A 23938-nucleotide genomic window follows, 5' to 3' on the forward strand; every position below is an offset into this window, starting at 1 on the left:
ATTCACGCCTACGCGTGAATCAGGCCTTTCGCGACCATACCAAACGACACGCAGACGAGAATGCACGCGAAGCCGATCTGAGTATGCCGGGAAGACAGACGGCGCGAGACCAGCCGGCCGGCGAGCATGCCCACGGCCATCGTTGCGCTGAAACAGAGCGCGAAGCGAAGCGGAAACGCCGTGCCTTGCGCAACACTCACCACAGCGCTGCCCGTCGCGACGAGGGCAATCACCATCAACGAAGTCGCCACGACCTCGTGCATGGAGACGTTCGTAATCTTCCTGAGAATCGGCACGATGACGAATCCTCCGCCAACGCCGAAAAGACCTGTCATCAAGCCGCTCAACGCGCCGGTCGCGGCAATCGATACGCCGACCAGCGGCGTCCACGCAAGACGTCCTGTGCTGGGGTTGATGCGGCAGAGCGCCCACGGGTTATGCAGGTCGTCATGGGCGCCGGCTTTTTTTGCAGCGGAGAAAACCAGCCGCGCGGCAACGAACAGCATGACGACGCCGAAGCCGATCAGGAGCGCGCGCTGCGGCAGGAGTCGCGCCGCCTGCATGCCGACCGACGCGATCGGGACACCTGTCATCGTCATCAGAAGCGCGGCACGGTAGCGCACCATGTGCCTCAACCACGCCTCGAATGCGCCGATCGCGGCGCTTCCCGCGACGGCCACTAGCGCGACCGGTGCCGCTTGCTGGATTGACCAGCCCATGCCGAACACCAGCACGGGAACGGCGAGGATGCCGCCCCCGGCTCCAGTCAAGCCGAGAATGGCACCCACCAGCGCGCCAAGAGAAAGGGAAATGGGCATGCTACATCCGCCTCGCCTGAGGCTTACCGGCCCGGTGATGGCCTACGGCAGACACGTTGCGGACGTCCATCTCCGGACATCGCGGCGATACCCAACAGCTGAAGGACCGTTTTATCGTTTTCATCATGGTTCGGTTGAACTGCATGAGTCGTCGCTACCTACACCGCGTCGACCGGAATCTTCATGTACGACACGCCGTTATTCTCGGGCGGCGGCAAATGCCCCGCCCTCATGTTCACCTGCACCGACGGCAACATCAGCGCGGGCATCGCCAATGTCTTGTCGCGCGCTTCACGCATCGCGACGAAGCTGTCCTCGGTGATGCCGCCGGCGAGATGGATGTTGCGCCCGATTTCATCGGCCACCGTGCTGGCGAACTGGACGGATCGTCCGCCGGGACCGTAGTCGTGGCACATGTAGAGCACGGTCTGCGGCGGCAGGCTGAGTACTTTGCTGATCGACCGGAACAGGGTTCGCGCGTCTCCGCCGGGAAAATCGCAGCGCGCCGTTCCGTAGTCGGGCATGAACAGGGTGTCGCCGACAAAGGCCACCGCCGCATCTTCGTACTCGACCAGATACGTCACGCAGGCCGGCGTGTGACCGGGCGTATGGATCACCGTCAGGCTCAGCGTGCCGACCTCAAGCGTGTCGCCTTCGTTCAGCAAACAATCGAATTGCGTGCCGTCGCACGTGAAATCGGCACCGGCATTGAATACCTGCCCGAAGATCCGCTGTACGTCGGTCACGTGCGCACCGATGGCGATTTGTCCACCGAGTTTCGACTTCAGATACGGCGCCGCCGACAGGTGATCCGCATGCACATGCGTCTCCAGCAGCCACACCACCTGTGCATTCAATTCCGTCACACGCGCGATCAACTGGTCGGCCGTGCGTGTTCCGGTTCGTCCCGACTTGGGGTCGTAGTCCAGCACGCTATCGATCAACGCACACTGCAGCGTGTGCGGATCGACAAGGAGATAGCTGATCGTGCTCGTGGCCGGATCGAAAAAACCCTCCACCGTCAATGATGTACTGTTCATTACTTGCAGATGGGTGATTGCCGGGTTGCCTGCTTTGGCCGGATCGGAACGGCCTTTCAGTGCCGTCCCGATTCTCAGGCGCTTTCAGTCGCCCGTCCCTTCGCGGTTTCCTGACATTGACCGATTACGTTTCGGAAGCAGTCCACGGCGAACTCCGTGTCGGCCTTGGTGGTATAGCGCCCGAGGCTAAGCCGGATGGTCCGCAATGCAGCGGCCTCGTCGAGACCGAGCGCGGTCAGCACATGCGACGGACCGCCCGCAGCCGAGTTGCACGCGGAGGTCGACGAGACGGCAATATCGCCGGTCAGCATGAAACTGAAGAAATTCGGCGATGCCACCGTAAGACTCAACGTATGGGGAATCCGGTTCGCACTGGCCGCGTTGTGCGTCACGCCGCCCAACGCGAGGATGCCGGCCAGCAGCTCCTCGCTCAGCATCGCAATTCGTTCGTTATCGGCGGCCATTTCCTGCTGCGCCAGTTCACACGCTGCGCCCATGCCGACAATCTGGTGCGTGGCCAATGTTCCCGAGCGCAGTCCCAACTCATGTCCGCCACCATGAATCTGGCACGCAATGAGATCGCGCGATGCCTGATTCACATACAACGCGCCGATGCCCTTGGGGCCATACACCTTGTGCGCGGACATCGACATCATGTCGATGCCCATTACCTTGACGTCGATTGGCGTCTTTCCGAGTGCCTGTGCCGCATCGACGTGCAGCAACGCGCCTGCTTCGTGCACGAGACGGGAGATCGCGGCAATCGACGTCAGCGTACCGAGTTCGTTATTGACGAGCATCAACGAGACGAGGCCGGTGTTCTCCCTGAGCGCGGCGGCGACGGAGTCGAGCGTGATTTCACCGTTCGCTGAAGGTTTCACATGAGTGACGTCCAGCCCGCGACGTTCGAGGTAAGCCGCGGTGTCGAGAATCGCCTTATGCTCGATCTGGCTTGTGACGAGATGCACGCCGGCTGGCGCGAGATCGGCGAAACCTTTGAGGGCGAGATTGTTTGACTCCGTCGCACCGGAGGTCCATACGATTTCGGAGGGTTGTGCGCCAATCAGATCGGCGACCTGCTTGCGTGCATGTTCGACCATGTCGCGCGCGCGCAACCCGGCGACATGTGAGGAGGAGGCTGGATTGCCAAACACGCCGGCTTCGCCCAGGCATCCGACCATCGCTTCGATGACTCTGGGATCCGCCGGCGTAGTTGCTGCGTAATCGAAATATCGAAAATTCCCGGTTCTGCTCATGTGGCCACTGTCCTTATCAATGACCCTAAATGCTACGCTGCCGGACCTAAAAAATAGTTCCAAATTGACTGTCGCAACCGCGAAGCTGTGACATACGATTCTCGAATTCTCGAAAATCGTAGAATCTTTTTCGTAGGACCAAGATTGATTGGCGTAACGCCGGGCGTCAATGCGCCTGTTGGCGCCCACAATTGACGCTAGCGACGTTCACCGAGGCGCTAGCAAGTCCAATAACGTCGCTAGCGTGAGGGGCCGCTTTTAGGAAATCGAGGAGTTCGATAGCGCGAAATTGCCCGAAGCGCAATATCGAAGTTAGTGGCTTTTCCAAATACCGATGCCGGGACCGTTTCCAGCAGGCCATGAGCTTCGGGGTTAAGCCACTCTCTCTTCCACGGTGGGGACGACACGTCGACACCGTTGAGCAGAAGACACCGGAAACAATAAACAAGCTAACGTTGGTCAGCCACCCTACCCAATCGGCGTGCCTTTGCGCAATCTGTACAGCCCCGACGGACTTGGCATCGTCAGATCTATCTCCTCCACTCAGGCGCCCATTCCAGTGGCGCATGGCGCACGGGCAGCTTAGTGCCGGCCAGGCGAACTTTCCTGCGTGACGTGAAACATGTGCCAGCGAAGAGTGAAGCCCGAAATGTGCTAGTACCTCTGTGGCCCCCGCTGGTTGCCTTAGGGAATGAAATGCTGAATCGCTGTACAGATTTCAGATTGAACCAAAAAACCGCACTAGTGCATCGGCCACGGCTTCCGGCTGTTCCTCCGGCTGAAAGTGTCCGCAATTCACGATGGTCTCGCTTATCACCTCGTTTGCGAATGGGCGCAGCGCAGCCGACATATCCGGGATCGATCCCTGGTCTGCACTGAGACCGAGCACCGGCATCGTGAGCTTCCGATCGCGCGTCAGCGCGCGATTCTGTTCGACCGAGAGCGCCGCGGCGCGATAGAACGCGAGTCCTGAGCGCATTCCTCCTGGCGCGCAGTAGGTCCTCAGATACTCGACAATCTCTTCCTCGCCGTAGCAGGCCGGATTAGCCGTCTTACTCCAGAAGAACCATTCCAGATAGGCTCTTTCACGTCCTGCAAGAAGGATCTCTGGAAGGTCCGGGACCGCGTGAAAAGAAAAGTGCCAGGTCTTCCACGACCGGTCGGAAGAAGATGGAAGCGTATCCGGCAGCGTAATGCCTGGAATACCCGCATCCATCAGTGCAAGCGCATCGACTTCTTCGCCGAACAGGTGAGCGTAGGGAAAAGCAACCCACGCGCCGACGTCATGAGCGGCGAGACTATATCGCTTGAGTCCGAGATGGCTCACGAGATCGTGCACACGTTGCGCCACCGTCTGCGTGTCGTAGCCGTCTATCGGTCGATCGCTATCGCCCTGGCCTGGCAGGTCGATGGCCACAACGCGGAAGCGGCTGCCAAGCAACGGCATGACCTTGCGCCACGCATACCAGCTCTCTGGAAAACCTGCGATGAGGACCACGGTACGTTCTGAGTTCGCGCCGCCATCGACATAGTGGAATCGCAGGCCTTTCACGGTTGCAAACCGATGTTCAAAGCCGGCGGGGGCAGCCGGAAGCACGCCATGTATCATGTAGAAGTCCTTTTCGAAAGAAGCAATGCACCGACGATCAGTAGACAAACTGCGATGACCCGCCGTGACGTGATGGGGTAGGACGGCGACCCGAACAACCCGTATTGATCGATAACAAGAGAAAACATGGCCTGCCCTGTGATGACCGTCGAGATCATGGTCGCGGAGCCAAGTCGTGGTGCCGTGGCTGTCATCGCTGCCAGCGCGAGGGCGCCACACAGGCCGCCTGTCCATGCCCAGACCGGCACATCGGCGCCGCCATCACCTCGCGGCAAGCCGCGACAGGTGGCTAGACCGATCAGAACGAGAGCGATCGTTGTAACTGTGCCAGACACGGCGGAAGCCCAAAGTGGCGATCCCAGTGGACGTGCGAGCCGCGCGTTGATCACTGCCTGGAGCGGTAGCATGGTCCCAGCCATAAGCGCGAAAACAATCGAACTGTTCATGGTCGGTCCAGGACTTTAAGTGCAAGCGCTACGAATGCGTCTGCGTCTTCGCTAAATGATCCGGCCTTCCCAAGCACCCGCATACCCTGCAGCAGCGCAAGCAACAGGTCGGCAACCGTCGTCGGCGCGCTCTGAGTGGTGATAGAACCGTCGTCCTGCCCCTGGACGACCAGTCTGACCAATAGATCTCTCCGCCGCGCAAGCTGGCCGCGCACCACATCGCCCACGCGGGAGAATTGAGGTAGCTCAGCAACGCCTGCCACCAGTAGACAGCCGAGTTTGCCCTCCCGGCCCTGGCTCAGCCGCGCATAAAGGGCGAGCAGTGCCGCGATGCTGGCACGTCCGTTATCGGCAGCTTTCAGCATGGCTGCGACCTCGGCCTCGCGCCTGGTGATATAGCACTCAAGCGCTTTGGCAAAAATGCCTTCCTTATCCGAATAGGCCTTGTAGAGGCTACCGGCGGTCAGACCAGTAGCCTGTGAGAGATCACTGATCCCAGCGGCCGAGTACCCCGAAGCGCTAAACAGCGCGATGGCACGACTGAGAACCTGCTCTTCATCGAATTCTCTGGGCCGTCCCCGAGGGCGCCCCGCGACTGCCTGGATCATCTTGTTGCTCGATTTAGGAAGTGATCATATTCTAAATAATCCTGTTTATCGTTGTCAACCGGTCGGACTGTGGTCGGAAAGTTCCGAGAGCATCAAGCTCGGCCCTGTACTGCCATGTTCCAGAGCGCGTGTGAATTGAACGACTGCTTGCTGGTGTGTAAGCGTCGTTTGGATGTCGTGGGCGCGGCGTTCCCGAACGGCCAAAACCCGGCCGAGGCCGTTTGGAAACGCAATTTTCGCGGCTGAGGCCGAGGTTGATGGTCGGGTCAATCAAGTTAGATGTGTCGAACTTGTGCTATTTGAGCATCGCGAGCGCAAGAAGCCCCTCAGGGCCTTAGCTCCCAGCCATCCTGATTGCCCTCATTGTCCTGGCAACCCCAAGTATATTCATGACTCGCTTGAGCTTGTACGCCAGTACCTGAAGGCTCATTTCGGTGCTCACCCGTCCGGGCGTCCGGGTCAGGAAGTGTGTAGCACCCATCCAATGACGTCAGATTTCCAACACTGCCGCGCGCAAACAGTCCTTGAACAGTTCAACGGCTCGCACCGTCAATGCGTCAGCGACCGTGAAGACACCCACATCTCCGAACGCCGGCATAGGGTCGAGCGGAATGATGGCAAGACTTCCTCGCCCGACGAACTGCTCGGCGGCCGAGCGCGGCATCAGCCCGATCGTCTTCTGGTCGAACATCAGGGCGACGTTGGTCAGTACGGAAAGCGATTCAACAATATTCGTCGGTACGGGCAGGCCTGCGTCGTAGAACAGGCGATCCGTCGTCTGACGCAGTGAGGAATCGCGCGTCGGGAGGATCCACGGAAATGCGGTCAATTCCGGCAACGTACTGCAGGCGCATGACGCGAGCGGATGATGCACCCCGGCGACGATGCAAAGCTGTTCCCGATGCAGGATTTCTGTCGCGAGTTGCGGGGCGGCCGTGCGCCAGCTTCCATCTTCTGGAACCCGGCCGACCACCACATCGAGATCCCCGACCACCAGCGCCTGCAACAGCTGATCCATCTGCGCGACGCGCAGGGTCACGATCACTTCGGGCGCTTTTTCCTTCAGCAGCTGGATGGCGCGCGGCAGCAGTACCGCCGAAGCCGATATCAACGTGCCGACCAGCACCTGACCGGAGGTGCCGCTGTGAAAGGCGTTGATCTCGTCAGTCAGGTGTCGCATCTCGCCGAGCAGCGCCTTGGCGCGCCTCGCAACGAGCTTGCCGAACTCGGTCGCGGTTACACCACGGTTGCTGCGCACGAGCAGCGCCCCGCCGATATTGCTTTCCAGTTCCTGGATCACTTTCGTGACAGCAGACTGCGTCATGTTGAGCGCTCGTGCGGCGCGCACGATCGAGCCGCTGCGAAGGACCTGCTCGAATACGACGATCTGCGCGAAGCGCAGTTTTCGGCCAAGTGAGGTGGGGCCGGCGAGATTGTGAACGGACATGGGGCGTAAGGTGTTCAGCGCGAAAGGATCACGCAGGATTCCATATCGATGGCAACCCCACAAGCCCCGGCCCTCGATGCCTGCATCGTCATGCGCAGGTATTCTTCGTCGGAATACAGGAAGACTAATTATTCATTTTTCAGGAATAGGCGATCTCAATACACTGACTCCCAACCCGCCATAGGAGTCTGTCGTGTCGTCATGTCCCACTCTGTACCGGAACTACGTGGACGGCCAGTTCGTCGAATCCGCCCGCCGTTTCCCTAATGTGTCGCCCGTCAATGGCGCCGTCATCGGCACTGTGTGCGAAGCCGATGCCAGTCTCGTCGATCGCGCCGTGAGCGCCGCCAGAGCCGCCATGCATGGCCCCTGGGGCAACACCTCTGCCACGGAGCGCGCCAAGGTACTGCATGCGATCGCCGACGGCATCGAAAAGCGCTTCGATGCTTTCGTCGCCGCCGAAGTCGCCGACACCGGGCGACCTGAACATCAGGCACGTGCGCTTGATATCCGCCGTGGCGTACAGAACTTTCGCACCTTCGCCGACCTGGCCGCCCAGGCAGGGGGCGAATACTTCGACATGCGTGCTGCTGAAGGCGATATCTTCAGCTACACGGTGCGCAAGCCGCACGGCGTGGTCGCCATCATTTCGCCGTGGAACCTGCCAATGCTGCTGCTGACCTGGAAGGTCGCACCCGCACTGGCCTGCGGGAATGCCGTCGTGGTCAAGCCATCGGAAGAGACCCCCGGTAGCGCGACCCTGCTCGCCGAGGTCATGCACGAAGCCGGCGTGCCGGCTGGCGTCTTCAATCTCGTGCACGGATTCGGTGTTGATTCGGCGGGCGAATTCCTGTCAACGCATGGCGGCATCGACACCCTCACCTTCACCGGCGAATCGCGAACGGGCAGCACCATCATGAAGGCGGTCGCAGACGGCGTGAAGGAAGTGTCCTTTGAACTGGGCGGCAAGAATGCGGCGGTGGTGTTTGCGGACTGCGATTTCGACAAAGCCGTGGCCGGCGTCATGCGCTCCAGTTTCACCAACACCGGGCAGGTCTGCCTGTGTTCGGAACGGGTGTATGTGGAACGCTCCATCTTCGAGCGCTTCGTGGGGGCGATGAAAGAGCGCGCTGAAGCATTGCGTATCGACTATCCCAACGCCGATGGCGTGGACATCGGTTCCCTCATCTCACATGGTCACCGCGAGAAGGTGCTTTCCTATTTTGCGCTGGCTCGCGACGAAGGGGCCACCGTCGTGTGCGGCGGCGGCGTGCCTCGTTTTGGCGACGAACGCGACAACGGTGCGTATGTGCAGCCGACCATCTGGACGGGACTGCCGGATTCGGCGCGCTGTGTCCAGGAAGAAGTCTTCGGTCCAGTTTGCCATATTGCGCCCTTCGATAGCGATGACGAAGTCGTGGCGCGCGTCAACGATTCCCGCTACGGTCTGGCGGCTTCTGTCTGGACCCGCGACCTTTCTCGCGCACATCGTGTTACCCGCAGGTTCGACGTGGGTATCGTCTGGGTCAATACGTGGTTCCTGCGCGATCTGCGCACGCCGTTCGGCGGCACCCGCCTGTCTGGCATTGGTCGCGAAGGGGGACGTCACTCACTCGATTTCTATTCCTCCCTCACCACGATCTGCGTCAATCCCTGAACCCGTTGCGAGATACCGCATGCTGAACCCAGAACTTATCAAAGCCGCAGATCGACTCTGGCTGGCCGCCGAACGTCGCGAACCGTGCCTGCCGGTCCGCGATGAGATTGCCCGGTTCGGCGGTGCCGATCCGATCGCTGCCGCCTACGCTATTCAGCAGTACAACACCGAACGCGCGCTTGTTGCCGGCCGCCGGCTGGTCGGCCGCAAGATCGGGCTGACATCTGTGGCCGTACAGCGCCAGCTCGGTGTGAGCCAGCCGGATTTCGGCATGCTGTTCGCCCACATGGCCCGTCAGGACGGCGAGGAAATCGATTGCGGCGATGTGCTTCAGCCCAAGGCCGAGGCCGAAGTCGCGCTGGTGCTGGAACGCGATCTGCCGCATGCCGTGCATACCGTTGCCGACATCATTCAGGCGACTGCGTTCGCACTGCCGGCCATTGAGATCGTCGGCAGCCGCATTGCCAACTGGGATATCCAGCTAACCGACACGATTGCCGACAACGCATCGTCGGGCCTCTTCGTGCTCGGCACGCGGCCGGTTTCGCTTGGGGCGCTCGACCTGGCGAACTGCGGCATGTGCATGGAACTGGCCGGCGAGCCTGTGTCGGTCGGCGCTGGCGCCGCCTGCCTCGGTCACCCGCTCAATGCCGCGATCTGGCTGGCCAATACCATGAGCCGCGTCGGCGCGCCGCTCAAGGCGGGCGACATCATCCTCACCGGCGCGCTCGGCCCGATGGTGCCGGTTCAACACGGCCATGTGCTGACTGCCCATATCGAAGGCCTCGGCAGCGTGACTGCCTCGTTCCACGTCAATAGCAAGCAAGGAGATGCCTGAGATGAAACCATGCAAGGTTGCCATTATCGGTTCCGGCAATATCGGCACCGATCTGATGATCAAGGTCATGCGCCATGGCAGGCGGGTGGCGATGGGCGCCATGGTCGGTATCGATCCCGCTTCCGAAGGGCTCGCGCGCGCCGCGCGCCTCGGCGTGAGCGTGACGGCCCAAGGCATCGACGGCCTGCTCGCGTTGCCCGACTTCGGCGACATCCGCATCGCCTTCGATGCCACCAGTGCGGGCGCGCACGCCCATCACAATGCCGTGCTGCAGGCGCATGGCGTGCGGGTCATCGACCTGACGCCAGCTGCGATCGGACCTTACGTGGTGCCCTGCGTCAACGCTGACCAGCACCTCGACGCGCCGAACCTCAACATGGTCACGTGCGGCGGTCAGGCAACCATTCCGATGGTCGCGGCTGTGGCCAGCGTGACCCAGGTGCACTACGCGGAGATCGTCGCGTCGATTGCCAGCAAGTCTGCCGGCCCCGGCACGCGCGCCAATATTGACGAATTCACGGAAACGACGTCCAGCGCCATCGAAACCGTGGGGGGCGCGACGAAAGGCAAGGCCATCATTATCCTCAATCCGGCAGAGCCGCCGCTCATCATGCGCGACACCGTCAGTTGCCTCACGGATGACACCGACCAGGCGGCCATCGAGGCAGCCGTCGCAGCGATGGTCGAACGCGTACAGGCTTATGTTCCGGGTTATCGCCTCAAGCAGCGCGTGCAGTTCGATCGCATCGAGCAGCCGGTGCTGGTGCCCGGCGTCGGTCGCAGGACGGGTCTGAAGACCTCGATCTTCCTTGAAGTGGAAGGCGCTGCGCACTACCTGCCCGCCTATGCCGGCAACCTCGACATCATGACCAGCGCCGCGCTGGTTTGCGCCGAGCGCGTAGCGGAATCCGTGGCGTGTGGCCAGCCCGCCGTGACGGCATCAGTGTGAGAGACCAGCCATGACGAACAGGAAACTCTATATCTCCGACGTGACCCTGCGTGACGGCAGTCACGCCGTGCGCCACCAGTATTCGGTCGGGCAGGTGCGGGCCATTGCGGGCGCGCTCGACAAGGCCGGCGTCGATTCCATTGAAGTCGCTCATGGCGACGGGTTGGCTGGCTCCAGTTTCAACTATGGGTTCGGCGCCCATACCGACGTGGAATGGATCGCCGCCGTGGCGGAGACGGTGCGGCGCGCCCAGGTGGCCACGCTGCTGCTGCCGGGCATCGGCACCGTGCACGATCTGCGCGAAGCCTTCGCAGCCGGCGCAAGGATTGTCCGGGTGGCGACCCATTGCACCGAGGCCGACACGGCACGCCAGCATATCGAAACTGCACGCTCGATGGGCATGAACGTCGCAGGCTTCCTGATGATGAGCCACATGGCCTCCCCCGCGAAACTCGCGGAGCAGGCGAAGCTCATGGAGAGCTACGGCGCCCAGTGCGTCTACGTGGTGGACTCCGGCGGCGCCCTGACGATGGATGGCGTACGCGCCCGCTTCCGCGCGTTCAAGGATGCGCTGAAACCCGACACGGAAACAGGCATCCACGCGCACCACAATCTTGGCCTCGGCGTGGCCAACAGCATCGTGGCGGTCGAGGAAGGCTGCGATCGCATCGACGCCAGCCTCGCCGGCATGGGCGCGGGAGCGGGCAATGCGCCTCTGGAAGTCTTCATCGCCGCGGCCTCGGTTTCGGGCTGGAATCACGGTTGCGATCTCTACGGACTGATGGATGCCGCCGACGATATCGTCCGGCCGCTGCAGGACAGGCCGGTACGCGTTGACAGGGAAACGCTCGCGCTTGGTTATGCCGGCGTGTATTCGAGCTTCCTGCGGCACGCCGAAACAGCGGCTGAAAAATACGGGCTCAAGACCGTCGATATCCTGGTGGAACTGGGACGGCGGCGCATGGTCGGCGGCCAGGAAGACATGATTGTCGACGTGGCGCTCGACCTGCAGCAGCGTCACGGTGCCGCCCACAGGGAACCAGCGTAAGGCAGTACCGGGCAGCCGCTGCACAGAACGACAACATCCGATGCCAGGCTGGCTGCCCGTCCCCCAACACATTGACCAGGAACCGACATGAGCCAGACCATCGGCGACGTAGCGCTCGCGCTGGATACAGCCGCGAAGCAGGCGCGAGCCATTCCCCAGTTCCCGCCAGGCACCTTCGATCTGAACACCGCCTATGCGATCCAGCGGGCGTCGATTCAGCACCGGGTCGCGCGCGGCGAGCAGATCAAGGGGATCAAACTTGGCTTCACAAGCCGCGCGAAGATGGTGCAGATGGGCGTCGATAGCCTGATCTGGGGCTATCTCACCGACGCGATGATCGAAGAGGATGGTGGTCGGGTCGATCTTGGCCGTTACGTCCATCCCCGTGTGGAGCCGGAACTCTGTTTCGTGACACGCAGGACGATCGATGCACCTCTTACGGCGCTGGAAGCCGCCGGTTATCTGGAAGCAGTCGCCCCGGCGATGGAGATCATCGATTCGCGCTATCGCGACTTCAGGTTCAGCCTCGAAGACGTGGTGGCAGACAACTGCTCATCGGCAGGGATGGTCGTGGGGGGGTGGTCGCGGGCGTTCGAAGAACTCGGAAATCTCGGCGTACGCATGCAGTTCAACGGCCGGGATGTGCAGGCAGGTTCGACCGGTGCCATCCTCGGCCATCCGCTGCGTTCGGTGGTGCAGGCGTCCCGGCTGCTGCATGCGAGCGGCGCGAGTCTGCCGGCGGGCTCGCTGATCATGGCTGGCGCCGCTACCGCAGCCGAAGCACTGCGGCCGGAGCTGCACGTCAAATGCAGTATTGGCTGCGGCGTGCGTTCCCTCGGCATTGTCTCGTTTGCGACGCACAAGGATACCTAAATAAGGAAACCGAAATAAAACCGCGCGGCCGGTCGCCATCGGGATCGGCACGAGATCCACTTCATTCGTAAGGAGACTGCTGTCATGTCAGTAGAAGCGCATAGGGTTGCGGGAAAAGCCAGGCCACGAGGGCGATTTCCGCACTGCAAGCGTGCCGGCGACTTTCTCTATGTTTCGGGAACGAGTTCGCGGCGGCCGGACAACAGTTTTGCCGGCGCCGAAGCCGACGAACTGGGCGTCACCCGTCTCGACATTCGCGTTCAGACGCGTGCGGTCATCGAGAACATCCGCGACATTCTTGCGAGCGCCGGTGCGATTCTGGCCGACCTCGTCGAGACCCAGGTTTTTCTCGTCAACATGAATGACTTCGGCGGATTCAACGAAATCTGGGCCGAATACTTCGACTATGACGGACCAACCCGCACGACGGTAGCCGTACACCAGCTACCCCATCCGCATCTGCTGATCGAGATCAGGGCCGTCGCCTATCACCCCCTCCCGCAACAGGATGACCCGCATGCTCAATCTCAGGTACGGTAGACCGCTGAATTTCCAGCGCTGGCTCGACGAAAACGCCCACCTGCTTCAGCCGCCCGTCAACAACCAGCAGATCTGGGCGGACAGCGATTTCATGGTCACGGTCGTAGGTGGGCCGAACCAGCGCAGTGACTTCCACGACGACCCCGTCGAGGAGTTGTTCTACCAGTTCAAGGGCAATGCCTATCTGCTGCTCTGGGAGGACGGACGCTACGACCGCGTCGATCTGCACGAGGGCGACATTTTCCTGTTGCCTCCCCACACCCTGCATTCACCACAGCGGCCCGAGGCCGGCAGCCAGTGTCTCGTGGTCGAACGCAAGCGGCCGCCAGGCGAACCCGATGCGCTTCAGTGGAGCTGCGCGGCCTGCGGCACGCTCATCAAGCGCTATGAAATGGGACTCACGAACATCGTGACCGACCTGCCGCCGGTCTATGACACGTTCTACGCGAGCCCGGAAGAAGAGCGGCGCTGCTCGCGCTGCGGCGAGATTCACCCGGGGCAGGACTTCAAGGCCTGGCATCGCACGCTGACCAGAAACTTCACATGATCGATATCCACTCGCATTTCCTTCCTCCCATTAGCCGCCAGGAAGCGCAGGCGGTCGACGCGGAGCGCGCGCCATGGCTTGCCATCGACCCATCCGGCGAGACTGGCCAGATCATGCTCGCCGACCAGCCGTTCCGGCCTGTATACCGCGCGCTCTGGGATGCCGACTTCCGCGTTGCCGAACTCGACGCCCATGGCATTGCCATGCAACTGGTATGCGCAACGCCAGTGATGTTCGGCTACGCATGGGACCCGGCGAGAGCGGCCGACTGGGCCACCCAGATGAACGACAAGGCACTCGCGTTCTGTGCCGGACATCCGGACCGGCTCAGGCCGCTCGCGCAGGTGCCGTTGCAGGACACGCGGCTTGCCTGCGCAGAGGCGTCCCGCGCCGTCGCCGCAGGCTGCGTGGGCGTGCAGATTGGCAACCATGTGGGCGACAGGGATCTGGATCACCCGGACCTCGTCGATTTCCTGATCCATTGCGCAGAGAACGACATCCCTGTTCTCGTGCACCCCTGGGACATGATGGGAGGCGGCCAGCGCATGAAGCAGTGGATGCTGCCCTGGCTCGTCTCGATGGCGGCCGAAACCCAGCTCGGCATGATGTCGTTGATTCTCTCCGGTGCGCTCGAACGCATCCCCGAGTCGTTGCGCATCTGCTTTGCCCATGGCGGCGGCAGCTTCGCGTTCCTGCTCGGACGTGCGGACAACGCGTGGAAGCATCGCGACATCGTGCGCAGGGATTGCCCACGGCCGCCTTCGGAATATGCCCACCGGCTGCATGTGGACAGCGTCGTCTTCGACGAAGGCGCATTGCGCCTGCTCGTCGACGTGATGGGCGTCGATCGCGTGATGCTCGGCTCCGACTACCCGTTTCCGCTCGGAGAGCAGGAAGTCGGCACGCTGGTGCGGGGTGCCGGCTTTCTCGACACCACCCAGCGGCAGCAGATTCTCACGGGTAATGCACGCGGATTCTTTCGCCTGGACTAGCTCCGGAACATGTAGCACAACCATACCAAAAAGCCTGGCCATTGCCGGGCAGCGAAGGAGACAGGCATGCGGCAGATTGACGTAGGCAGGCTGGCGGACGACGCGCCGTTCACGAGGTTTCATCGTGTCGTGCTCTTCTGGTGTGCGATGGCGATTATCTTCGATGGATACGATCTCGCCGTCGCCGGCATCGCCCTGCCTTCGATCATGAAGGAGATGGGGGTAGACGCAACGCAGGCGGGCTTCATGGTGAGTTCAGCGCTGTTCGGAATGATGTTCGGCAATGCCATCTTCGGCACGATTTCAGACCGCGTGGGAAGACGCCGCGTGATTGTCATCTGCATCGCCCTCTTCAGCCTGTGTACCGCCGGAGCTGGCATGACCAGCCATCCGGTGAGTTTCAGTATCCTGCGGTTTCTCGCTGGCCTCGGCATGGGCGGTGTGATGCCCAATGTGATCGCGCAGATGAGCGAATACGCGCCGGCCCGCATGCGCAGCACGTTGATCACTGTCATGTTCTCCGGCTACTCGGTGGGCGGCATGATCGCCGCCGTGGTTGGCAAAAGCCTGATCGTGTCCTACGGCTGGCAGAGTGTGTTTCTCGCAGCCGCAGCGCCCGCCATCATCCTTCCGCTGCTCTGGAAGCAGATGCCGGAATCGATGTCTTTCCTGCTGAGGCAACGCAGAATCGACGAGCTGCAGGCAATCGTCGCGCGCATCGCCCCGCACCATGTGCGTCAGGACGGCGACCGGTTTGTGCTGGCGGCGCGGGCCACGCAGCCTGGCTCGCCGCTGCGCGCGCTCTTCGCCGAAGGTCGCGGGCCAAGCACGGTGATGTTCTGGCTGACCAGTTTCATGTCGCTCTTCATCGTCTATGCGCTCAACGCGTGGCTGGTTCAGTTCATGGCAAGCGCGGGCTACAGCCTCGGCTCCGCGTTGATCTTCGTGCTCGTACTCAACCTCGGCGCGACGATTGGCGCGATCGGCGGCGGCTGGCTGGCGGATCGCCTGCACATCAAATTCGTGCTGGTGGTCATGTTCATCGTCGCCGCCGTGTCGATTGCACTGCTCGGCTACGACATGCCGACGTGGGTGCGGTTTGTACTTGTCGGCGTAGCCGGCGCGTGCACGATCGGCACACAAACCCTGTCGTGTGCCTACTGCGGTCAGTTCTACCCGGTCGCCTGCCGGGGAACCGGCCTGGGTCTGATGCTGGGTGTTGGCCGGGCGGGGGCGATACTTGCGCCCATCGTGATCGGCGTGATTGTCGGCATGTCGCTGCCTCTGGCGCAGAACTTCCTTGCGATCGCCGTGCCGGCCTTAATCGCCGCAGTGACGATCTCGCTTGTGAAGCATGGCCGCTCGGACGGTGCCGGTCAGCTGGGTGCGGAGCCGGCAGTCGATTGAGGCGCTGTCTATCGCCCGTTAAGGCTGGCGGGTCGGTGCTGTCGGCAACCGGGCGACGAATGGCGAACACGCTGTGGTATCAGTGATTCGCTTTTTGCATTCCTTACTCCATCGATGAAGTAGACCGGGACCACCACGGCGCCTTGGCGTTTTCAATTGCAGAGGAATAGCTCTCGCGAGCAGCAGCAACTGCATCCATCAGCAGATTCAACATGATGATCATTTCCGGTTAAAAGAGGTTTCTATCAGCTTGTGACACGCTTAGAAATCGAATGTCGAGGTCAGCGAAATAGTGCGTTCAAGTCCGATACCCAGCTGGCTCGATCCGGCGGACGCCCAATAGTGTTTGTCGAACGCGTTTTCGATGTTCAACTGGAACGTCGCGTTACGTCCGAACAGATGAGTCTCGTAGCGCGCCCCCGCGGAAAACAGCGTATAGCCCGGAATAAAAGCCTGATTCGCGTCGTTGATAGGACGCTGTCCAACGAAATACGCACCGCCATTCACCGAAAAGCCGTAGACGTGCGGAACGCGATAGTTCAGAAAGACGCTACCTGTATAACGCGGCGTGTTTTCCGGACGCTTGCCAAGCGTCGTCGAATCCGTGCTGTCGACAAGCTCCGCGTTCAACCACATGCCAGTCGTGACGATAGACAGATCGCGCGTTATGTCGCCCTGATACGAAAACTCAATACCGCGATAACGGCCTACGCCATTCAATGCGTAGACACCATCGGCATCAGTGCTCGCGGATGGTTGCCGGATCTGGAACGCAGCAATCGACGCAAGCGAACCGTTGTTGAAGCGGTGGCGCACGCCAACCTCTTCCTGTTTGCTGACTGCTGCAGGAAGAACCTGATACGCGTTGGTCGCGGTTGCCGGCGCGCTGCCGGCCGATTCCAAGCCTTCGATATAGCTCGCATAGATGCTGGTTTGCGGCGTGATCTTGTAGAGAAGGCTTGCCGACGGCGACGTGCGATTGACGTTCTGCGTAGTGGTTTGCGCCTGGGTGGCGTGATACGACGAATACCGCACGCCCGCGGTGAACTGAAGGTCCTTCGTCAAACCGATCCGGTCGAAAACGTAAGCGCCCTGGTTACTGATGTGCTGAGCGTAAAACGCTTTCGACGTACCCGCCTTCAGGTTCGTAATGCTGACGGGCGAATAGAGGTTCTGCGTGGCCGTGTAGTAATACGTCGTGAAATCAGGCTGAAATAGCCAGTTTTCGTTCACACCAAACGTGACGTCATGCGTGAAAGGGCCGGTTTGGAAGTTGCCGTTCAACTCGGCACGCACGTTTTTGTTCTCGTAGAACTGGCCGTTCTGCTGGCTGCCTTGCAGCGTGCCGGTGCCCGTGTTCACGTCGTATTTCTGCAGGATCCACAGCCACCGGTTGCGCTGTGTGATCGACTGACCGATCGACACGTTCGCGCTCCAGTTGTCGTTGATCAGATAGTCGGCGCGAAGAATCTGCGCAGTCGCCGTCGACGTGGTCGGCTTGTCGTTAGGCACCAGCAACTTCGATGCATCGGGCAGTTGCGGCAGCGTAATGACGCCGTTGACGGCAGCCAGCGGCGTAATGCCGGCCTGCTCCACGACGCGTTGATCGATGTGTTCGAGGTCGTACTTGAAGGTCAGGCGGTTGGTCGGCTTCCAGTCCAGCGCGACGCTCTGGAACATGCGGTAACCGCGGTCGCCATCAATAGGTGTCTCGACGTGTTCGGCCATTGCGTTAACACGAATACCGAACTGATTTTCCGTGCCAAAGCGGCGAGCAACGTCCGCATGCACGCCGACCGAACCATGCGAATCGACCAGCACCGACGCCGATGTCACCGGCGTGTCGCCCGCGCGCTTCATCACCATGTTGACGATCCCGGCCGGCACCGTGAACCCGTAATACAGTGCGGACGCACCCTTGAGTACTTCGACGCGTTCCTTGTCCTCCATCGGCATCCAGATGTTGTTGTCGATAGGAAGTACTCCGTCGAGGTAATAGCTTTGACGGTTGTCGAGCGCGATACCACGAACCGACAGTTGATCGTACGAGATGCCGCTCAACTGCTGACGGGTCACGCCCGCGACGTTGCGAAGCGCGTCGAACAGACCCGTCGCAGCCTGCGCTTTCAGCACGTCGCTGGTCACCACGTTGACCGTCGCGGGTACGTCGAGCGCATCGACGCCGCGGTACTGCCCGGTTTGTACCGTTTTCGCCGCGTAGGGACTGGCCGTCGGCTGCTTCGTGCCTTTGATCGCGATCGGGGCCAACGTGGCGCGGTCGTCAGTGCTATTAGAAGCGGCTGGAGTCGACACCGACGCATCGGACGCAGCGGCAGCCTCCGCTGCAAAGGCCGGGGAATCCGCAAGGCCGCCATATGCGATCACCGACAGCGCGACCACGATGGAGCGTCGACGGTTTGCCGGGCAACCCGGTCGGATAGCGTTGGTATTAATTTTTTTGCGAGAAGCTTTATTCATGAATGTGACTAAAAGAAAAGAGCGTGCAAGGCCCAACCGCCCATCGAATGCAACGCGTCTGCATCGGATGGGTGGTCGATACCAATGAAAATTGAGTTCAAGCCCGCTCAGAAAATGTGATCCCGCGCAGGCATGCGGAGAAGCGGATCAGGCAGACCCGCTTGCTACGGTCGAGAGGAAGCTTTGCGAAATGGACGGTAAGGTTTAATGAGGTAATCGCGCATGACAGGTCCGGCTTCAGGCGTGCAGCCTCTCTACGCTAACGATGTGTCGATAGCACAGAGCACTGCATTAACAGTGAAAAATTGGACTAAGGCTTGCTGAGTAGCTCGACTTTCTCAAGCTCTGCCTGTCTACTCGCGTCTGACAGCGGCAGGAAGCCGCCCTCCTTATCCCGCTCTTTCGCAATAACGGCTTGCCCCGGCGCGGAGAGTGCGAGTTTCAGATAATCGATTAGCCACGGCGCAACTGGATGCCCAGGCGCTTTATCGATATATATATGAAGATATGCCGTCAATGGATAGCGGTCTGCAGTCAAATCCTGCTGGCTCGGTATTGCGTACGGCTGCCCTTCAGAGGCGGCGAGGGGCAATAGCCGCGCGCCAGGTACTTTTCCCGCATTGAACCAACCCACAAATCCAATCCCATAAGGGTCCGCCGCTACCGCGCGCATCACTTCCGCCGCAGTCGGCAACGCCTCGTAGTGGCTCGAAAACGGCAGACCGTCCAGATGGGCGAGTCGAAACGCAGTAGCCGAGCCACCATCGTCAGCCAGGCCATAAATATGAATCTGACGCGGCGCCTGCTTCGAGTCAGTGTTCAGCTGCGTCCATTTCGTGATGTCGCCACGCGGCTCTCCCGTCACCAGTACCTGTCTCAACTGAGTCAGCGTCAGACCGGGCAATGGATTGGCCTGATTGACATAGACAGCCGGAGGCGTTTTGAACGATGTCCTCGGCCCCCATCCTGCGTAACCGATTTTTATATCGACCGGCTCATAGCCGTGTGCATTCCTGAAGTTAGTGCGATCGGTCGGCCAGATATCGCGGCCCATTGGAGCAAAAGCACTGATACCGCTCGTCAATGCGGGAATCGCCGTGGATGAGCCCTTCAGGTATAGCTTGAATCGCAAGTCAGGATGCGTTCTCGACAATAGCGTATTGAAGCCTTCAAGAACCGACTCCATTCCGTCGTTTCCGACGACCTGGATTGCGCCGGACGTGTCGATGTAATTGGCCGGCGGTTGACGAAGACCGTTCGTTTCCTGCTCCGCTGCGTGGCCAGACACAGCAGGAATACTAACCAAGACGTAAAGCAATGAAGACAGGAAAAACCGGCGACGTCGCGGAGCTATCCCTTCTGCCCCCTGGTTGAGAGTGTGTGAACCGAATTTCATGGAAGCGGGTTTGTGCCGTAGAATGAGAATTGTTCGCATTTATATATTAAAAATGGTTTTTTTGCAATTTCCTCGCAAAATCAACGAGATGAACGGGGTTTCATGAATTATTTTTAATGTTTGTTGCTGATTTTCTGGTCACGAAACCTGCTTGACACCATCCTGGGCGATGCGCGCAAGCCCGACAATCGCAGGGGAATTCGCGTCGATCCGAGCATAAAAACCCGCCGGTGCGGGCGATGTTCCCGGGCCACAAAGGTGACCGCCGACAGTGTTTTTTAACCACCGCCCCGCCAAATCTGAAGAGAAAGCGTGATGCCAACAGTACTCGTCGTCGAGGACGACGCAAAGACACTTCGTGAGATCAAAGTCGCGCTGCAGGATCACGGCTATGCAGTCGAAACGGCAGATACCGGTCCGCAAGGAATTGCGCTTGCCAGTTCACAGGCGTTCGATGCGATCGTTCTCGACCGCATGCTGCCCGGTGGTATGGAAGGTCTCGATGTGCTGCGAACATTGCGCAAGTCGTCGACGACGACACCCGTGTTGATTCTCAGCGCACTGTCAACGGTCGACGAGCGGGTCAAGGGACTGCGCGCCGGCGGCGACGATTACCTCGTGAAGCCATTTGAATTTATTGAGCTGACCGCACGTCTCGATTCGTTGGTGCGCCGTACCCAACCGCCACCTCATGAGCCGGTGTATCGCATCGGCCCGCTTACCGTCGACCTGATCACTCGCGCCGTTGTGTACGCGGGCAATGAAGTCGAACTATTGCCGCGTGAGTACCGGATTCTCGAGTATTTGCTCCGGCATGAAGGACAGGTCGTCAGTCGCACGATGCTGTTCGAGGCGGTCTGGGATTACCGGCTCGCAGAGCGTACCAATGTGATCGACGTGCATATCAGCCGGCTGAGGAAAAAACTCGATCCGACAGGATCGGCTCCGATCATTCACACCGTTCGTGGTTCCGGATATGTCCTTCGTGCGCCTGATTGACCTTCGACGCACCACGAGCTTCCGGCTCGCGGTCGTCTTTCTCGGCATCTTCGGTGGAATGTCGATGCCGTTGTTCGCCTATCTGTACTTTTCAATCACCGGTTTTGAAACGCAGCGCGTGGACGACTGGTTGGGTCGCGAATACGTGGCGATGCAACGGAGTTCACCCGAGAAGCTAGCCGCGCTTTTTACCGTGCTTCGTCAAAGCGACCCGGATTATCAGCGGCCTAACGGTCTGTTCAAAAATGATGGGCACTTTGTTGCCGGTGCGATCACGACTTTGCCCAGTCAGATTCCCTACACGGGAAAGCCGTTTGCAATCCGTTTGCAGGATGGGCCGATCAGTCAGACGGCTCGATGCATTACCGCAGAACTCCCGCACGAGTACCTTGCAATGCGTTGCCAGAATGCCCATGAACTGAATAGTTTCAACGGTGGCCTTCTCAAGGTTCTGCTTGTCGGAGCATTTGTTACTCTGGGCGTCGGATTGATGGGCGCGGCTTTCATCGGCCTTGGCTCGCTTCGACGACTGGACGCCGTAACGGCATCGATCAAACAGATCGTCGCGGGAGATCTGTCGCAACGTCTGCCGACGCATCGACACCACGACGATCTGGATAGTCTCGTACGCGTCGTCAACGGCATGCTCGACGAAATCGAGCGGCTGATGAATGAAGTAAAAGGCGTTTGCGATGCAATTGCACATGACTTGCGAACCCCGCTGACATCGATGATTGCCGGGCTCGAAAGAGTACAGCGTCGCGCTTTGACAATCGACGACTTCCGTCAGGCTCTCGACGACGTGTTCATCGACGCGACGGACATGCTTCGCACATTCAATGCGCTACTGCGAATCTCGGAGATTGAAAGTGGTGTGCGCCGCGAGTCGTTTCTGTCTCTCGATCTCGCCTCAGTTTTGAAAGACGTGTACGAGTACTACGAGGCGTCCGCAGAGGAAAAAGGCCTGACATATCGATGCGAAATCGAAGAAGGCGGCAGTTTCGAACTGGATGGAGATCCGAATCTGCTATTCGAAGCCTTCGCCAATCTCATTGAAAATGCCATCAAGTTTTCTCCCGAACGTGGATCAGTGACGATCCAGTTGGCGCGTCGTCATCGTGGCATTCACCTCGCTGTTCAGGACAACGGGCCCGGCATTCCCGAGAGCGAGCATAAGGCGGTGTTACAGCGTTTCTATCGGGGCGAGGCCAGCCGCCATACGCCGGGCAACGGACTTGGCTTGAGTTTGACGAGCGCGGTCGCCACGATGCATGGAATGATTCTGGCGTTCGATCGGGTCAAGGCGGGTTGTCGCGTGACGTTGAGTACAGTTTGACATCAGCCAGTGCGATGTAGTCTGCCAGGAACGACGATCCGATGACGTGCTCCCGGCCGTCGTACAAAGATGACTACTTCAGAGGGCGAAACTCCTTGATCTCATCATCATCGAGTTGCGCGAGTAGCGCGGTCTCCCAACTGAGATATTCGCGCGCCGCCGCCTTGTTGCCCGCGTGGCGGTCGTGAGTAAAGAACAGATAGTCAATTCTCTGCGCAGGAGAAATCGCTTCTGCACCTGTACTCTCGCTTTCACCCGCTTTCCGCCATGCTTCGAGGCCGCCTGAAAGCACGGCAAAGTCATACCGATTCGCGTTAGACAAATCGGCAACCGCCCACGCGGCTATACGCGCGTCATCCGCCACTAGCGTGATCGCCGGTTTGCATTGCTGGAGTACAGCCGCGAGTCGCGAACGAATTGACCATAGGCTGCCGGTAATGTGTCCTTTGATCCACGCCGCACTCGCACGTAAATCGATCACCGACATGTCGCCATTCGCCAGCCTTCGAGCAAGCGTCGGCGCGTCAATCTCGGGTAGCAGGTCGGTCGCGAATGGAGCGTCCGCAGGCAACTCCAGTCCGCTTTGCAGTCCACCGTCGAGCACGAACGCCGCGTGCCCCAACTGACGCAGCCAGCTTGCGGTGACAGCCGCGCGTATCCCGTCATCGTCGAACAACACGATGCGTGCATGGCGAACGCCGATGTACTGATCGGTGGCCTGTTGCAACTGGCCACCAGGCGCGTGCTGCGCGCCGCGCAAGCTTCCCTGCGCGAACTCTCCGGGCGTGCGTACGTCGCATAGATAGACGGAATGCTCGCCCGCGCCAAGCCAGTCGCGCACCGTTGCCGCACTCACCCACTCCACGCCCGCACGTTCTGCCAACGCACGCGCGGCCCTCACACGCTCATCGCCGGGCTGCACGTTCGTTGGATAAGGACGATGCTGGCCGTGTTCCAACGAAAGATCGTCGAGAAACCAGCCTTGCGTGCCATTGGCCAATGCATAGACGGGATTAGCGATGCCAAGATGACGCAGCGTCTGCGCACCGATGATGCTGCGCGTACGCCCCGCGCAATTGATCACGATGGGTGTGTGCTGGTCCGCAACGATCGCGTCGATCCGGTAAGCAAGCTCGCCGTTCGGACAACATGAAGCGCCCGGAATATTCATCGCATGAAACTCGCTGACGGGACGCCCGTCGAGCACGACCGGCGGATGCGCCGAGCGCTGCCATTGCGCGAGCGTCAGCGCGGACACATGCGGCGTGCCCGCAATCTCCTCGACCAGTTCACCGAACGCCTTCGACGGAACGTTGACGCCCTTGAACAGCACGAAGCCTGCCTCGTTCCATGCCCGCGTTCCACCGTCGAGCACGTGCACATTCGTGTAACCGATTTCCCGCAGACGGTTGGCGGCTTGCGCGGCCGGATTGTCGCCGTCGTCATAGACGACGATGCGTGCGCGACGATTCGGCGCGAGGCGGCCGACATCGCGTTCGAGCATGCTATACGGCAGCGGCACCGCGAAGAACGGATGACCTTCGCCATACTGTCCGTGTTCTCGCACGTCGAACAGCGCGATTTCATCGCCATCATGCAACCATCGTTTGAGCGTTTGCGCGGAAACGCGCGGCATTGACTGAGTGGGCATGCG

Annotated in this window: 20 protein-coding genes and 2 pseudogenes; 11 read left to right on the forward strand and 11 right to left on the reverse strand. The window is 60.3% G+C overall.

The genetic code is table 11. The features are described 5' to 3' along the window. Positions 1-8: 8 nt before the first annotated feature. From ABH945_RS28690 to ABH945_RS28725, 8 genes and pseudogenes are all read right to left on the reverse strand, one after another. The gene (locus tag ABH945_RS28690; RefSeq protein ID WP_429252838.1) at positions 9-818 is read right to left on the reverse strand and encodes a sulfite exporter TauE/SafE family protein; all 810 of its coding nucleotides are present in this window, start codon (positions 816-818) and stop codon (positions 9-11) included. Between the two features lie 158 nt (positions 819-976). Further along, positions 977-1858: an MBL fold metallo-hydrolase gene (locus ABH945_RS28695; RefSeq protein ID WP_429252839.1), complete on the reverse strand. Its 882-nt coding sequence runs from the start codon at positions 1856-1858 to the stop codon at positions 977-979. Between the two features lie 92 nt (positions 1859-1950). Further along, positions 1951-3114, reverse strand: a pseudogene (locus ABH945_RS28700) (cysteine desulfurase family protein); the annotation flags it as partial. A 718-nt stretch (positions 3115-3832) separates the two neighbouring features. Next, the gene (locus ABH945_RS28705; protein ID WP_429252840.1) at positions 3833-4723 is read right to left on the reverse strand and encodes an alpha/beta fold hydrolase; all 891 of its coding nucleotides are present in this window, start codon (positions 4721-4723) and stop codon (positions 3833-3835) included. Next, positions 4720-5169 carry a DMT family transporter gene (locus ABH945_RS28710; protein ID WP_429252841.1) on the reverse strand — a complete coding sequence of 150 codons (450 nt, stop codon included), beginning with the start codon at positions 5167-5169 and terminating at the stop codon, positions 4720-4722. The genes ABH945_RS28705 and ABH945_RS28710 overlap by 4 nt, the downstream gene beginning before the upstream one ends. Continuing rightward, a complete protein-coding gene (locus ABH945_RS28715) occupies positions 5166-5777 on the reverse strand; it encodes a TetR/AcrR family transcriptional regulator (RefSeq protein WP_429252842.1) in 612 nt (203 codons plus the stop codon). The genes ABH945_RS28710 and ABH945_RS28715 overlap by 4 nt, the downstream gene beginning before the upstream one ends. Positions 5778-6111: 334 nt before the next feature. Further along, positions 6112-6267, reverse strand: a pseudogene (locus tag ABH945_RS28720) (IS5/IS1182 family transposase); the annotation flags it as partial. After that, positions 6268-7224: a LysR family transcriptional regulator gene (locus tag ABH945_RS28725; RefSeq protein WP_429252843.1), complete on the reverse strand. Its 957-nt coding sequence runs from the start codon at positions 7222-7224 to the stop codon at positions 6268-6270. Between the two features lie 193 nt (positions 7225-7417). On the opposite strand from ABH945_RS28725, the gene ABH945_RS28730 reads away from it, so the two are divergent. From ABH945_RS28730 to ABH945_RS28770, 9 genes are all read left to right on the forward strand, one after another. Continuing rightward, positions 7418-8881: a 2-hydroxymuconic semialdehyde dehydrogenase gene (locus ABH945_RS28730; RefSeq protein WP_429252844.1), complete on the forward strand. Its 1464-nt coding sequence runs from the start codon at positions 7418-7420 to the stop codon at positions 8879-8881. 19 nt (positions 8882-8900) lie between these two features. Then, complete coding sequence (locus ABH945_RS28735; RefSeq protein ID WP_429252845.1) at positions 8901-9719, forward strand: 2-keto-4-pentenoate hydratase; 819 nt, start codon at positions 8901-8903, stop codon at positions 9717-9719. Position 9720: 1 nt separating this feature from the next. Next, positions 9721-10668 carry an acetaldehyde dehydrogenase (acetylating) gene (locus ABH945_RS28740; RefSeq protein ID WP_429252846.1) on the forward strand — a complete coding sequence of 316 codons (948 nt, stop codon included), beginning with the start codon at positions 9721-9723 and terminating at the stop codon, positions 10666-10668. Between the two features lie 10 nt (positions 10669-10678). Continuing rightward, the gene (gene dmpG / locus ABH945_RS28745) at positions 10679-11716 is read left to right on the forward strand and encodes a 4-hydroxy-2-oxovalerate aldolase (protein ID WP_074771467.1); all 1038 of its coding nucleotides are present in this window, start codon (positions 10679-10681) and stop codon (positions 11714-11716) included. Positions 11717-11803: 87 nt separating this feature from the next. Then, complete coding sequence (locus ABH945_RS28750) at positions 11804-12589, forward strand: 2-keto-4-pentenoate hydratase (protein ID WP_429252847.1); 786 nt, start codon at positions 11804-11806, stop codon at positions 12587-12589. 84 nt (positions 12590-12673) lie between these two features. Then, entirely contained in the window at positions 12674-13129 is a 456-nt protein-coding gene (locus tag ABH945_RS28755; protein ID WP_429252848.1) for a RidA family protein, read from the forward strand. After that, positions 13107-13676 carry a 3-hydroxyanthranilate 3,4-dioxygenase gene (nbaC, locus tag ABH945_RS28760; protein ID WP_429252849.1) on the forward strand — a complete coding sequence of 190 codons (570 nt, stop codon included), beginning with the start codon at positions 13107-13109 and terminating at the stop codon, positions 13674-13676. Before ABH945_RS28755 ends, nbaC begins: the two co-directional genes overlap by 23 nt. Then, a complete protein-coding gene (locus tag ABH945_RS28765) occupies positions 13673-14668 on the forward strand; it encodes an amidohydrolase family protein (RefSeq protein ID WP_429252850.1) in 996 nt (331 codons plus the stop codon). Before nbaC ends, ABH945_RS28765 begins: the two co-directional genes overlap by 4 nt. 66 nt (positions 14669-14734) lie before the next feature. Further along, positions 14735-16075, forward strand: a complete 1341-nt coding sequence (locus ABH945_RS28770; RefSeq protein WP_429252851.1) for an MFS transporter — start codon at positions 14735-14737, stop codon at positions 16073-16075. A gap of 261 nt (positions 16076-16336) precedes the next feature. Here ABH945_RS28770 and ABH945_RS28775 read toward each other — a convergent pair whose 3' ends face one another. Together ABH945_RS28775 and ABH945_RS28780 are read right to left on the reverse strand one after the other, a co-directional pair. Next, complete coding sequence (locus tag ABH945_RS28775; protein ID WP_429252852.1) at positions 16337-18475, reverse strand: TonB-dependent siderophore receptor; 2139 nt, start codon at positions 18473-18475, stop codon at positions 16337-16339. Positions 18476-18863: 388 nt separating this feature from the next. Then, positions 18864-19949: a PstS family phosphate ABC transporter substrate-binding protein gene (locus ABH945_RS28780; protein ID WP_429252853.1), complete on the reverse strand. Its 1086-nt coding sequence runs from the start codon at positions 19947-19949 to the stop codon at positions 18864-18866. Between the two features lie 315 nt (positions 19950-20264). On the opposite strand from ABH945_RS28780, the gene ABH945_RS28785 reads away from it, so the two are divergent. Together ABH945_RS28785 and ABH945_RS28790 are read left to right on the forward strand one after the other, a co-directional pair. After that, the gene (locus ABH945_RS28785) at positions 20265-20948 is read left to right on the forward strand and encodes a response regulator transcription factor (RefSeq protein ID WP_429252854.1); all 684 of its coding nucleotides are present in this window, start codon (positions 20265-20267) and stop codon (positions 20946-20948) included. Further along, on the forward strand, positions 20935-22284 hold the full coding sequence (locus ABH945_RS28790) for an ATP-binding protein (RefSeq protein ID WP_429252855.1): 1350 nt from the start codon (positions 20935-20937) through the stop codon (positions 22282-22284). Before ABH945_RS28785 ends, ABH945_RS28790 begins: the two co-directional genes overlap by 14 nt. 73 nt (positions 22285-22357) lie before the next feature. Here the strand turns inward: ABH945_RS28790 and ABH945_RS28795 are convergent, their stop codons facing one another. Further along, positions 22358-23935 (reverse strand): rhodanese-like domain-containing protein, encoded by a 1578-nt coding sequence (locus tag ABH945_RS28795; protein ID WP_429252856.1) that lies wholly within the window; start codon positions 23933-23935, stop codon positions 22358-22360. Positions 23936-23938: the final 3 nt, after the last annotated feature.

Origin of the sequence: Paraburkholderia sp. GAS333 (assembly GCF_050435665.1) — a bacterium.
Classification (GTDB): domain Bacteria; phylum Pseudomonadota; class Gammaproteobacteria; order Burkholderiales; family Burkholderiaceae; genus Paraburkholderia; species Paraburkholderia fungorum_A.

What these genes read in the sequence shown, in the direction of transcription:
- ABH945_RS28735 (WP_429252845.1), top strand. Translation starts at nt 8,901, where the DNA reads ATGCTGAACCCAGAACTTATCAAAGCCGCAGATCGACTCTGGCTGGCC.
- ABH945_RS28705 (WP_429252840.1), bottom strand. Translation starts at nt 4,723, where the DNA reads ATGATACATGGCGTGCTTCCGGCTGCCCCCGCCGGCTTTGAACATCGG.
- ABH945_RS28690 (WP_429252838.1), bottom strand. Translation starts at nt 818, where the DNA reads ATGCCCATTTCCCTTTCTCTTGGCGCGCTGGTGGGTGCCATTCTCGGC.
- ABH945_RS28710 (WP_429252841.1), bottom strand. Translation starts at nt 5,169, where the DNA reads ATGAACAGTTCGATTGTTTTCGCGCTTATGGCTGGGACCATGCTACCG.
- ABH945_RS28785 (WP_429252854.1), top strand. Translation starts at nt 20,265, where the DNA reads ATGCCAACAGTACTCGTCGTCGAGGACGACGCAAAGACACTTCGTGAG.
- ABH945_RS28765 (WP_429252850.1), top strand. Translation starts at nt 13,673, where the DNA reads ATGATCGATATCCACTCGCATTTCCTTCCTCCCATTAGCCGCCAGGAA.
- ABH945_RS28715 (WP_429252842.1), bottom strand. Translation starts at nt 5,777, where the DNA reads ATGATCCAGGCAGTCGCGGGGCGCCCTCGGGGACGGCCCAGAGAATTC.
- dmpG (WP_074771467.1), top strand. Translation starts at nt 10,679, where the DNA reads ATGACGAACAGGAAACTCTATATCTCCGACGTGACCCTGCGTGACGGC.
- ABH945_RS28740 (WP_429252846.1), top strand. Translation starts at nt 9,721, where the DNA reads ATGAAACCATGCAAGGTTGCCATTATCGGTTCCGGCAATATCGGCACC.
- ABH945_RS28725 (WP_429252843.1), bottom strand. Translation starts at nt 7,224, where the DNA reads ATGTCCGTTCACAATCTCGCCGGCCCCACCTCACTTGGCCGAAAACTG.
- ABH945_RS28750 (WP_429252847.1), top strand. Translation starts at nt 11,804, where the DNA reads ATGAGCCAGACCATCGGCGACGTAGCGCTCGCGCTGGATACAGCCGCG.
- ABH945_RS28755 (WP_429252848.1), top strand. Translation starts at nt 12,674, where the DNA reads ATGTCAGTAGAAGCGCATAGGGTTGCGGGAAAAGCCAGGCCACGAGGG.
- ABH945_RS28780 (WP_429252853.1), bottom strand. Translation starts at nt 19,949, where the DNA reads ATGAAATTCGGTTCACACACTCTCAACCAGGGGGCAGAAGGGATAGCT.
- nbaC (WP_429252849.1), top strand. Translation starts at nt 13,107, where the DNA reads ATGCTCAATCTCAGGTACGGTAGACCGCTGAATTTCCAGCGCTGGCTC.
- ABH945_RS28695 (WP_429252839.1), bottom strand. Translation starts at nt 1,858, where the DNA reads ATGAACAGTACATCATTGACGGTGGAGGGTTTTTTCGATCCGGCCACG.
- ABH945_RS28770 (WP_429252851.1), top strand. Translation starts at nt 14,735, where the DNA reads ATGCGGCAGATTGACGTAGGCAGGCTGGCGGACGACGCGCCGTTCACG.
- ABH945_RS28795 (WP_429252856.1), bottom strand. Translation starts at nt 23,935, where the DNA reads ATGCCCACTCAGTCAATGCCGCGCGTTTCCGCGCAAACGCTCAAACGA.